Below are 11,954 nucleotides of genomic sequence, written 5' to 3' on the forward strand. Positions count from 1 at the left end.
AGCACCTTTGCTAAGTAGAACCTATGAAAAATCCCTATTACCCTACCGCACTTGGGTTGTATTTTAATTACCTGGTGCATGGTATGGGCGTCATTTTGATGAGCCTGAATATGGCCTCGCTGGAGACGCTTTGGCAGACTAATGCCGCGGGCGTCTCGATAGTTATCTCATCACTGGGCATTGGTCGATTAAGTGTCTTGCTTTTTGCAGGATTATTATCCGATCGCTTTGGTCGCCGCCCTTTTATCATGCTCGGGATGTGCTGCTATATGGCCTTCTTTTTTGGCATCCTGCACACCAATAACATCATTATCGCTTATGTTTTTGGCTTTCTGGCGGGAATGGCAAACAGTTTTCTCGATGCAGGCACCTATCCCAGTTTGATGGAAGCTTTTCCACGCTCACCGGGTACAGCCAATATTTTAATTAAAGCATTTGTTTCCAGCGGACAGTTTTTATTACCGCTAATTATCAGCCTGTTAGTGTGGGCTGAACTGTGGTTCGGTTGGTCCTTTATGATTGCCGCAGGCATTATGTTTATTAACGCTCTGTTTTTATACCGTTGTACGTTCCCACCCCATCCGGGTCGTCACTTACCTGTCATAAAGAAAACCACCAGCTCTACGGAACATCGCTGTTCAATTATCGATTTAGCCAGTTATTCCCTATATGGCTATATCTCAATGGCAACGTTTTATCTGGTTAGCCAGTGGCTGGCACAATACGGACAATTTGTCGCTGGCATGTCATACACCATGTCGATCAAATTACTCAGTATCTACACCGTGGGTTCGCTACTGTGTGTATTTATTACTGCTCCACTCATTCGTAATACCGTTCGCCCAACAACATTACTGATGCTGTACACCTTTATCTCATTTATCGCCCTGCTCACCGTCTGCCTGCATCCCACATTTTATGTGGTGATAATATTTGCTTTCGTCATCGGTTTTACCTCCGCAGGCGGTGTTGTACAAATTGGCCTGACGTTAATGGCGGAACGTTTTCCCTACGCTAAAGGAAAAGCAACGGGGATCTATTACAGTGCGGGCAGCATTGCAACATTTACCATTCCGTTGATTACGGCTCATCTTTCGCAAAGAAGTATTGCCGATATTATGTGGTTCGATACCGCCATCGCGGCTATCGGCTTTATACTGGCACTGTTTATTGGCTTACGCAGTCGCAAAGAAACGCGGCATCACACGCTAAAGGAAAATATCGCTCCGGGTGGGTAATGCAATATTCTTTTCAGGTTATGCAAGATCTTACGGATAAATAACTCTTTCTGCGCTAACTAAGGAAAATCGCGATCAAAAACAAACTATGACATGCAATATTCCTGGAAACATAAACTTTATGCCATGTACCCAGGGAAAATTATCTTCAGTATAGTAATTATGTAAACCGTCGGAGAACAATACGTACGGTAACGAAATTATCTTTCAGCAAGGAGCTGTGAAAATGTCTCAAAATAAGGCTTTCAGCACGCCATTTATCCTGGCTGTTCTTTGTATTTACTTCAGCTATTTCCTGCACGGCATTAGTGTTATTACGCTTGCCCAAAACATGACATCTTTGGCAGAAAAGTTTTCCACTGACAACGCGGGCATTGCCTATTTAATTTCCGGTATCGGATTGGGGCGATTGATCAGTATTTTATTCTTCGGAGTGATCTCCGATAAGTTTGGTCGTCGGGCGGTGATATTAATGGCAGTAATAATGTATCTGCTATTCTTCTTTGGTATTCCTGCTTGCCCGAATTTAACTCTCGCCTACTGTCTGGCAGTGTGCGTAGGTATCGCTAACTCAGCGCTGGATACGGGTGGCTACCCCGCGCTTATGGAATGCTTTCCGAAAGCCTCTGGTTCGGCGGTCATACTGGTTAAAGCGATGGTGTCATTCGGACAAATGTTCTACCCAATGCTGGTGAGCTATATGTTGCTCAATAACATCTGGTACGGCTATGGGCTGATTATTCCGGGTATTCTGTTTGTACTGATCACGCTGATGCTGTTGAAAAGCAAATTCCCCAGCCAGTTGGTGGACGCCAGCGTAGCTAATGAATTACCGCAAATGAACAGCAAACCGTTAGTCTGGCTGGAAGGTGTTTCATCAGTACTGTTCGGTGTAGCCGCATTCTCGACCTTTTATGTGATTGTGGTGTGGATGCCCAAATATGCGATGGCTTTTGCTGGTATGTCAGAAGCTGAGGCATTAAAAACCATCTCTTATTACAGTATGGGTTCGCTGGTCTGTGTCTTTATTTTTGCCGCACTACTGAAAAAAATGGTCCGTCCCATCTGGGCTAATGTATTTAACTCTGCACTGGCAACAATAACAGCTGCCATTATCTACCTGTACCCTTCTCCATTGGTGTGTAATGCCGGAGCCTTTGTTATCGGTTTCTCAGCAGCTGGCGGCATTTTACAGCTCGGCGTTTCGGTCATGTCAGAGTTTTTCCCCAAAAGCAAAGCCAAAGTCACCAGTATATATATGATGATGGGTGGACTGGCTAACTTTGTTATTCCGCTGATTACCGGTTATCTGTCGAACATCGGCCTGCAATATATCATTGTTCTCGATTTTACTTTCGCGCTGCTGGCCCTGATTACCGCAATTATTGTTTTTATCCGCTATTACCGCGTTTTCATTATTCCTGAAAATGATGTGCGGTTTGGCGAGCATAAATTTAGCACCCGGTTAAACACAATTAAGCATAGAGGTTAAAGGAGTTAATTATGGATGTTACCGCAAAATACGAATTGATTGGGTTGATGGCCTATCCCATCCGCCACAGTTTATCGCCCGAAATGCAGAATAAAGCCTTAGAAAAAGCGGGATTGCCATTTACCTATATGGCCTTTGAAGTGGATAACGATAGTTTTCCCGGAGCAATTGAAGGATTAAAAGCCCTCAAAATGCGCGGAACTGGTGTATCAATGCCGAACAAACAACTGGCGTGTGAATATGTTGATGAATTAACGCCAGCGGCCAAACTGGTGGGAGCCATCAACACCATCGTTAATGATGATGGCTATCTGCGTGGCTATAACACCGACGGCACGGGTCATATTCGCGCCATTAAAGAGAGCGGTTTTGATATCAAAGGCAAAACGATGGTGCTATTAGGGGCCGGTGGTGCCTCAACGGCAATTGGCGCGCAGGGGGCAATTGAAGGTTTAAAAGAAATTAAACTCTTTAACCGTCGGGATGAGTTCTTCGATAAAGCTCTCGCCTTCGCGCAGCGGGTTAACGAAAACACCGATTGCGTCGTGACAGTCACCGATCTCGCCGATCAGCAAGCCTTTGCAGAAGCCCTGGCTTCCGCCGACATTTTAACCAATGGCACCAAAGTGGGTATGAAACCCCTTGAGAATGAATCATTGGTTAATGATATCAGTCTGTTACATCCGGGACTTCTGGTCACTGAATGCGTGTATAACCCTCATATGACGAAGTTATTGCAGCAGGCGCAACAAGCGGGTTGCAAAACGATTGATGGATACGGCATGTTGTTGTGGCAAGGGGCTGAACAGTTCACGTTATGGACTGGCAAAAATTTCCCTCTGGAATATGTTAAACAGGTCATGGGGTTCGGTGCCTGACAGGCTGACCGCGTGCAGAAAGGGTAAAAAATGAAAACCGTAACTGTAAAAGATCTCGTCATTGGTACGGGCGCACCTAAAATCATCGTCTCGCTGATGGCGAAAGATATCGCCAGCGTGAAATCCGAAGCTCTCGCCTATCGTGAAGCGGACTTTGATATTCTGGAATGGCGTGTGGACCACTATGCCGACCTCTCCAATGTGGAGTCTGTCATGGCGGCAGCAAAAATTCTCCGTGAAACCATGCCAGAAAAACCGCTGCTGTTTACCTTCCGCAGTGCCAAAGAAGGCGGCGAGCAGGCGATTTCCACCGAGGCTTATATTGCACTCAATCGTGCAGCCATCGACAGCGGCCTGGTTGATATGATCGATCTGGAGTTATTTACCGGCGATGATCAGGTTAAAGAAACCGTCGCCTACGCCCACGCGCATGATGTGAAAGTAGTCATGTCCAACCATGACTTCCATAAAACGCCGGAAGCCGAAGAAATCATTGCCCGTCTGCGCAAAATGCAGTCCTTCGACGCCGATATTCCTAAGATTGCGCTGATGCCGCAAAGTACCAGCGATGTGCTGACGTTGCTTGCCGCGACCCTGGAGATGCAGGAGCAGTATGCCGATCGTCCAATCATCACGATGTCGATGGCAAAAACTGGCGTAATTTCTCGTCTGGCTGGTGAAGTATTTGGGTCGGCGGCAACTTTTGGTGCGGTAAAAAAAGCCTCTGCGCCAGGGCAAATCTCGGTAAATGATTTGCGTACGGTATTAACTATTTTACATCAGGCATAAGCAATAATATTTTCGGCGGGAATACCCTCTCCCGCCGAACTAAAAAAAGTATTTTTAACCGTATTTAATAAAAATATTTCGTGAGTCTCTGTGCGCTAATTCTCCATCTGGCGTAGGGAAAATCACACCTGAATCAGGAATTAACAATGAAACCTGTAAAACCACCTCGTATTAATGGACGAGTGCCGGTCCTGTCGGCACAGGAAGCGGTGAATTATATTCCCGACGAAGCAACACTTTGTGTGTTAGGCGCTGGCGGCGGTATTCTGGAAGCCACCACGTTAATTACTGCTCTTGCTGATAAATATAAACAGACTCAAACACCACGTAATTTATCGATTATTAGTCCAACAGGGCTTGGCGATCGCGCCGACCGTGGTATTAGTCCGCTGGCGCAAGAAGGTCTGGTGAAATGGGCATTATGCGGTCACTGGGGACAATCGCCGCGTATTTCTGATCTCGCAGAACAAAATAAAATTATTGCTTATAACTATCCACAAGGTGTACTTACACAAACCTTACGCGCCGCCGCAGCCCACCAGCCTGGTATTATTAGTGATATTGGCATCGGAACATTTGTCGATCCACGCCAGCAAGGCGGCAAACTGAATGAAGTCACTAAAGAAGACCTGATTAAACTGGTCGAGTTTGATAACAAAGAATATCTCTATTACAAAGCGATAGCGCCAGATATCGCCTTCATTCGCGCTACCACCTGCGACAGCGAAGGCTACGCCACTTTTGAAGATGAGGTGATGTATCTCGACGCATTGGTTATTGCTCAGGCGGTGCACAATAACGGCGGTATTGTGATGATGCAGGTGCAGAAAATGGTTAAGAAAGCCACGCTGCATCCTAAATCTGTCCGTATTCCGGGTTATCTGGTGGATATTGTGGTGGTCGATCCGGATCAAACCCAACTGTATGGCGGTGCGCCGGTTAACCGCTTTATTTCTGGTGACTTCACTCTTGATGACAGCACCAAACTTAGCCTGCCCCTAAACCAACGTAAATTAGTTGCACGGCGTGCATTATTCGAAATGCGCAAAGGCGCAGTGGGGAATGTCGGCGTCGGTATTGCTGACGGCATTGGCCTGGTCGCCCGGGAAGAAGGTTGTGCTGATGACTTTATTCTGACGGTAGAAACAGGTCCGATTGGCGGTATTACTTCACAGGGGATCGCCTTTGGCGCGAACGTGAATACCCGCGCCATTCTGGATATGACGTCCCAGTTTGATTTTTATCACGGTGGTGGTCTGGATGTTTGTTATTTGAGTTTTGCTGAAGTCGACCAGCACGGTAACGTCGGCGTGCATAAATTCAATGGTAAAATCATGGGCACCGGTGGATTTATTGATATCAGTGCCACTTCCAAGAAAATCGTTTTCTGCGGCACATTAACTGCGGGCAGTTTAAAAACAGAAATTACCGACGGCAAATTAAATATCGTCCAGGAAGGACGGGTGAAGAAATTTATTCGGGAACTACCGGAAATAACTTTCAGCGGAAAAATCGCTCTCGAGCGAGGGCTGGATGTTCGTTATATCACTGAGCGCGCCGTATTCACGTTAAAAGAAGACGGCCTGCATTTAATCGAAATCGCTCCTGGCGTCGATTTACAAAAAGATATTCTCGACAAAATGGATTTCACCCCAGTGATTTCGCCAGAACTCAAACTGATGGACGAAAGATTATTTATCGATGCGGCGATGGGTTTTGTCCTGCCTGAAGCGGCTCATTAACAGGAGTATAATGATGGATTTTTCTTTAACTGAAGAACAAGAACTGCTGCTGGCCAGTATTCGCGAACTGATTACGACTAACTTTCCGGAAGAGTATTTCCGCACCTGCGATCAAAACGGGACATACCCGCGTGAGTTTATGCGGGCACTGGCGGATAACGGTATTTCCATGCTTGGCGTGCCGGAAGAATTTGGTGGTATCCCTGCGGATTACGTCACCCAAATGCTGGCGCTGATGGAAGTGTCAAAATGCGGTGCTCCGGCATTTTTGATTACCAACGGTCAATGTATTCACAGTATGCGCCGTTTCGGTTCTGCAGAGCAGCTACGTAAAACGGCAGAGAGCACCCTGGAAACGGGTGATCCCGCCTATGCCCTGGCATTGACAGAGCCAGGCGCAGGCTCAGACAACAACAGTGCCACTACCACTTACACGCGTAAAAACGGCAAGGTTTACATCAACGGACAGAAAACCTTTATTACCGGTGCGAAAGAGTACCCATATATGCTGGTGTTGGCGCGCGATCCGCAACCGAAAGATCCGAAAAAGGCCTTTACTCTGTGGTGGGTCGACTCCAGTAAACCCGGCATTAAAATCAATCCACTGCATAAAATCGGCTGGCATATGCTCAGCACCTGCGAAGTCTATCTCGACAACGTGGAAGTTGAAGAGAGCGACATGGTGGGCGAAGAAGGAATGGGTTTCCTCAATGTGATGTACAACTTTGAGATGGAGCGCCTGATCAACGCCGCGCGCAGCACCGGCTTTGCCGAATGCGCATTCGAAGATGCCGCCCGCTATGCCAACCAGCGTATCGCTTTTGGTAAGCCCATTGGTCATAACCAGATGATCCAGGAAAAACTGGCGCTGATGGCGATTAAGATCGACAACATGCGCAACATGGTGTTGAAAGTGGCATGGCAAGCCGATCAGCATCAGTCACTGCGCACCAGCGCGGCGCTGGCAAAACTGTACTGCGCACGTACCGCAATGGAAGTCATTGATGATGCGATTCAAATCATGGGCGGTCTGGGCTATACCGATGAGGCGCGCGTCTCCCGCTTCTGGCGTGATGTCCGTTGTGAACGTATCGGCGGCGGTACAGACGAAATTATGATTTACGTAGCAGGTCGGCAGATCCTGAAAGATTATCAGAACAAATAATCTGCAGGCGGCGCAGCTTCTTAACAAACTGCGCCGCCAGATTTATCCGGCAAGACTTACTGGTTGAGGAAATTCAGATAGGATTTCTTGTTCCGCAAAACAGTTTTTAAATTGCCTGCGGTAATCGCTGGGCGAACAGCCGACATGGCGCAAAAACAGTTTGGCAAAGTGATCGACATTTTCATAACCCACACGCCAGGAGATCTCTGCCTGTGATAATTCAGTATTAGTGAGTGACCATTTCGCTTCCGTCATACGCCGTTGAATAACATAGTTAATAGGGGAAATACGATACTCTTTGGTAAATTCATGGCAGATATAACTGACGCTGGCACGAAATTTTTTCGATAACTGCTCTAAAGTGATTTTTTCGCGATAGTTATTATTCAGATAGAAAAGAATATCTTTTATCAGAACATCTTTTTTAATATATCCCTGCTCCGAACGATAAGCATTTTTAAAGTTTTCGTAGTAAAGAATTGCTAACGTATAGGCAAATGCGTCCCATAACGAAGATGTTTGGCTATTTTTACTTTGCGGCAAAATCACACTTAGCTCATTAAATAAGGTTTTAATGACTTCTTTTCCCTGTCCTGCGGCAATTACCGGGCAAGAATGCGGTTGCAGTAGCTGATTTTCCTCAGCCCCCTGAAACTGAAAGCCGTACAGCGCACAGGTACACGTCGTTGCCGGATCGTTAACGTCAGAGGCCACCGCATGCAACCTGCCACGTTCTATCACCACAATGTCATCGGCATGCGCGACATATAACGAAGAATCGATGGTAAACCTTGCTACCCCTTTCTTGACGTAAATCAGCTCGGTTTCATTGTCATGAACGTGATGTCCAGACTCCCATTTTGGATCATCGCTAAATGCGAAACGTGAAAGCCGTGGCGTTTTACCGGCGACAAACAGCGTTTCACTGGCATTATCAAAACAGCGTTGATACATGACAACCTCCCTATTCCATGAGCAAACAAAAACAATATATGCCGGATAAAATACGGCGTGTATTGCGGTTATACAACCGCGTTTAGCGAGAGCTAAACAAGATTATTTACACTGAATGCAAGATTGCACGGTCATGGAATAACTATATTGCCGCAAATTGCACTTTTGTTTTAGCGATCGCATTTTTTTTGCAAGATTGTTGGCAAGGAAAACAGCTTGCTCCGTCGAAAACCCCGCACCGCTATCGCACACTATTTTCAGGCCATTTTTACCTTCCATCGGAGATGGTTCCGTATGCGACTCACAGGAGAAATCATGAAAATAATAACCTGCTTTAAGCTGGTGCCTGAAGAACAGGACATTGTTGTCACTCCAGAATACACCCTGAATTTCGACAATGCCGACGCCAAAATCAGCCAGTTCGATCTCAATGCCATTGAAGCTGCAAGCCAGCTTGCAACAGATGACGATGAGATAGCCGCGCTGACCGTCGGCGGCTCTTTGTTGCAGAACTCGAAAGTGCGCAAAGACGTGCTATCCCGCGGGCCGCACAGCCTGTATATGGTGCAGGATGCACAACTTGAGCATGCACTGCCTCTCGATACCGCAAAGGCGCTGGCGACAGCAGTTGAAAAGATCGGCTTCGATTTACTGATCTTTGGTGAAGGTTCCGGCGACCTTTATGCCCAGCAGGTTGGCTTGCTGGTCGGAGAACTTCTGCAACTTCCGGTGATTAATGCAGTGAGTGCTATTCAGCGTCAGGGCAATACACTGGTGATTGAACGCACGCTTGAAGATGATGTTGAAGTTATTGAACTCTCTGTTCCAGCCGTGCTCTGCGTCACCTCCGATATTAACGTACCACGTATTCCTTCGATGAAAGCCATCCTCGGCGCGGGTAAAAAACCGGTAAATCAGTGGCAGGCAAGTGATATTGGCTGGAGCCAGAGCGCACCACTTGCTGAACTGACCGGTATTCGCGTACCGCCGCAAACAAAACGTAAGCACATCATTCTCGATAACGATTCGCCGGAGGCCATTGCCGAGCTGGCGGAACATCTGAAAAAAGCCCTGAACTGAAGCCTACGGAGAAGAAACGATGAGTCAATTAAACAGCGTCTGGGTCTTTAGCGATAATCCTGAACGTTATGCTGAACTGTTTGGCGGCGCTCAGCAATGGGGCCAACAGGTGTATGCCATTGTACAAAATACCGAGCAGGCGCAGGCGGTTATGCCTTATGGGCCAAAATGCATTTATGTTCTTGAGCAAAACGACGCGCTGCAACGTACTGAAAATTACGCCGAAAGCATTGCTGCCCTGCTGAAAGATAAACACCCCGCTATGTTGCTGTTGGCCGCGACGAAACGTGGTAAAGCTCTGGCCGCACGGTTAAGTGTGCAACTGAATGCGGCGCTGGTGAACGATGCCACGGCGGTGGATATTGTCGATGGTCACATTTGCGCCGAACACCGGATGTATGGCGGGTTAGCGTTCGCTCAGGAAAAGATCAACAGCCCGCTGGCGATCATTACCCTTGCACCCGGTGTTCAGGAGCCGTGCACCCGTGATATCTCTCATCAGTGCCCGACAGAAACGGTACCTTATGTTGCCCCGCGTCATGAAATTCTCTGTCGCGAACGCCGTGCGAAAGCGGCAAGCAGCGTGGACCTGAGCAAAGCAAAACGTGTGGTTGGCGTCGGTCGTGGTCTGGCGGCGCAGGATGACCTGAAAATGGTCCACGAACTGGCGGCAGTGCTGAATGCTGAAGTCGGCTGTTCACGTCCAATTGCCGAAGGCGAGAACTGGATGGAGCGTGAACGTTATATCGGTGTCTCCGGCGTGTTGCTGAAATCCGATCTCTACCTGACGCTGGGGATCTCCGGGCAGATCCAGCATATGGTTGGCGGCAACGGCGCAAAAGTGATTGTCGCCATTAATAAAGATAAAAATGCGCCAATCTTCAACTATGCCGACTACGGTCTGGTGGGCGATATCTACAAAGTCGTCCCTGCCCTGATTAGCCAGTTGAATCGCTAATTCCCTTTCAACCACATCTCCCGCTGTAAACGCAGCGGGAAGGGAGCATAACGCATGTCGGATGACAAATTTGATGCCATTGTGGTCGGTGCGGGCGTTGCCGGTAGCGTTGCCGCACTGGTCATGGCGCGAGCCGGGCTGGATGTCCTGGTGATAGAACGCGGCGACAGTGCCGGATGTAAAAACATGACCGGCGGGCGTCTTTATGCCCACACACTTGAAGCAATTATTCCAGGCTTTGCAGCATCAGCGCCGGTAGAACGCAAGGTCACACGCGAGAAAATCTCCTTCTTAACCGAAGAAAGCGCCGTTACCCTCGATTTTCACCGCGAGCAACCAGATGTTCCGCAACACGCGTCTTATACCGTATTGCGTAATCGTCTGGACCCGTGGTTGATGGAACAAGCCGAGCAGGCGGGCGCGCAGTTTATCCCGGGCGTACGCGTCGATGCGCTGGTTCGTGAAGGAAACAAGGTCACTGGCGTCCAGGCCGGGGATGATATTCTCGAAGCGAATGTGGTGATTCTGGCTGATGGCGTTAACTCGATGCTTGGCCGCTCGCTGGGAATGGTTTCCGCTTCCAATCCGCATCATTACGCTGTTGGTGTTAAAGAGGTTATAGGCCTGACACCAGAACAGATCAACGATCGCTTTAATGTTACGGGCGAGGAAGGTGCCGCCTGGCTGTTTGCCGGTTCCCCTTCTGACGGCCTGATGGGCGGCGGATTCCTCTATACCAACAAGGATTCCGTATCGTTGGGGCTGGTTTGTGGATTGGGTGATATCGCCCATGCGCAAAAAAGCGTGCCGCAAATGCTGGAAGATTTTAAACAACACCCCGCCATTCGCCCGCTGATTAGCGGCGGCAAACTGCTTGAATATTCCGCGCATATGGTGCCGGAGGGCGGTCTGGCAATGGTGCCGCAGCTGGTTAACGATGGCGTGATGATCGTTGGTGACGCCGCAGGCTTCTGCCTGAATTTGGGTTTTACAGTTCGCGGCATGGATTTAGCCATTGCATCAGCTCAGGCTGCCGCCACAACGGTGATCGCCGCCAAAGAACGCGCGGATTTCTCCGCCAGCAGTCTGGCGCAATACAAACGTGAGCTGGAACAAAGTTGTGTTATGCGCGATATGCAGCATTTCCGCAAGCTCCCGGCGCTGATGGAAAACCCGCGCCTGTTTAGCCAATACCCACGAATGGTCGCCGACATCATGAACGATATGTTCACCATTGACGGCAAACCAAACCAGCCGGTACGCAAAATGATCATGGGACACGCGAAGAAAATTGGGCTGATCAACTTGCTGAAAGATGGCATTAAGGGAGCAACCGCGCTATGAGCCAGAACGCTACGGTTAACGTCGACATCAAATTAGGCGTCAATAAATTCCATGTTGATGAGGGCCACCCGCATATCATTTTGGCGGCAAATCCCGATATCAATGAATTCCGTAAATTAATGAAAGCTTGCCCTGCCGGACTTTATAAGCAGGATGACGCAGGAAACATTCATTTCGATTCCGCCGGTTGTCTGGAGTGCGGCACCTGTCGGGTGCTGTGCGGCAACACTATTCTCGAACAGTGGCAATATCCCGCAGGCACCTTCGGTATTGAATTTCGCTACGGCTAATCATGCATCCCACAGGCCCGCATC

Annotated in this window: 11 protein-coding genes; 10 read left to right on the top strand and 1 reads right to left on the bottom strand. The window is 48.4% G+C overall.

Annotated features, from left to right (window positions below):
* Nucleotides 1-23 precede the first annotated feature (23 nt).
* The 6 genes from C4F37_RS09595 to C4F37_RS09620 all read left to right on the top strand — a co-directional run bounded on the left by C4F37_RS09595 (nt 24) and on the right by C4F37_RS09620 (nt 7,304).
* The gene (locus C4F37_RS09595) at nt 24-1,238 is read left to right on the top strand and encodes an MFS transporter (RefSeq protein ID WP_000795578.1); all 1,215 of its coding nucleotides are present in this window, start codon (nt 24-26) and stop codon (nt 1,236-1,238) included.
* Nucleotides 1,239-1,464: 226 nt separating this feature from the next.
* Nucleotides 1,465-2,730, top strand: a complete 1,266-nt coding sequence (locus tag C4F37_RS09600) for an MFS transporter (RefSeq protein ID WP_001296106.1) — start codon at nt 1,465-1,467, stop codon at nt 2,728-2,730.
* A gap of 11 nt (nt 2,731-2,741) precedes the next feature.
* A complete protein-coding gene (ydiB, locus tag C4F37_RS09605; protein WP_001773934.1) occupies nt 2,742-3,608 on the top strand; it encodes a quinate/shikimate dehydrogenase in 867 nt (288 codons plus the stop codon).
* 30 nt (nt 3,609-3,638) lie between these two features.
* Nucleotides 3,639-4,397 (top strand): type I 3-dehydroquinate dehydratase, encoded by a 759-nt coding sequence (aroD, locus tag C4F37_RS09610; RefSeq protein WP_000860201.1) that lies wholly within the window; start codon nt 3,639-3,641, stop codon nt 4,395-4,397.
* 146 nt (nt 4,398-4,543) lie between these two features.
* On the top strand, nt 4,544-6,139 hold the full coding sequence (locus C4F37_RS09615; protein WP_000805657.1) for an acyl CoA:acetate/3-ketoacid CoA transferase: 1,596 nt from the start codon (nt 4,544-4,546) through the stop codon (nt 6,137-6,139).
* 13 nt (nt 6,140-6,152) lie between these two features.
* The gene (locus tag C4F37_RS09620; RefSeq protein ID WP_000347850.1) at nt 6,153-7,304 is read left to right on the top strand and encodes an acyl-CoA dehydrogenase; all 1,152 of its coding nucleotides are present in this window, start codon (nt 6,153-6,155) and stop codon (nt 7,302-7,304) included.
* A 42-nt stretch (nt 7,305-7,346) separates the two neighbouring features.
* Here C4F37_RS09620 and C4F37_RS09625 read toward each other — a convergent pair whose 3' ends face one another.
* Entirely contained in the window at nt 7,347-8,258 is a 912-nt protein-coding gene (locus tag C4F37_RS09625; RefSeq protein WP_000284798.1) for an AraC family transcriptional regulator, read from the bottom strand.
* Nucleotides 8,259-8,573: 315 nt separating this feature from the next.
* Between C4F37_RS09625 and C4F37_RS09635 the strand changes: the two genes are divergently transcribed.
* Genes C4F37_RS09635 through C4F37_RS09650 form a run of 4 tightly spaced genes read left to right on the top strand, consistent with a single transcriptional unit; the run spans nt 8,574 to nt 11,930 of the window.
* The gene (locus tag C4F37_RS09635) at nt 8,574-9,338 is read left to right on the top strand and encodes an electron transfer flavoprotein (RefSeq protein ID WP_000692162.1); all 765 of its coding nucleotides are present in this window, start codon (nt 8,574-8,576) and stop codon (nt 9,336-9,338) included.
* A 19-nt stretch (nt 9,339-9,357) separates the two neighbouring features.
* The gene (locus C4F37_RS09640; RefSeq protein ID WP_000080731.1) at nt 9,358-10,296 is read left to right on the top strand and encodes an electron transfer flavoprotein subunit alpha; all 939 of its coding nucleotides are present in this window, start codon (nt 9,358-9,360) and stop codon (nt 10,294-10,296) included.
* Nucleotides 10,297-10,350: 54 nt separating this feature from the next.
* The gene (locus C4F37_RS09645) at nt 10,351-11,640 is read left to right on the top strand and encodes an FAD-dependent oxidoreductase (RefSeq protein WP_001538805.1); all 1,290 of its coding nucleotides are present in this window, start codon (nt 10,351-10,353) and stop codon (nt 11,638-11,640) included.
* On the top strand, nt 11,637-11,930 hold the full coding sequence (locus tag C4F37_RS09650) for a ferredoxin family protein (RefSeq protein WP_000081072.1): 294 nt from the start codon (nt 11,637-11,639) through the stop codon (nt 11,928-11,930). The genes C4F37_RS09645 and C4F37_RS09650 overlap by 4 nt, the downstream gene beginning before the upstream one ends.
* The last annotated feature ends 24 nt before the right edge of the window (nt 11,931-11,954 follow it).

The sequence above is a fragment of the Escherichia sp. R1 genome (genome assembly GCF_003000935.1).
GTDB classification, from domain to species: domain Bacteria; phylum Pseudomonadota; class Gammaproteobacteria; order Enterobacterales; family Enterobacteriaceae; genus Escherichia; species Escherichia coli.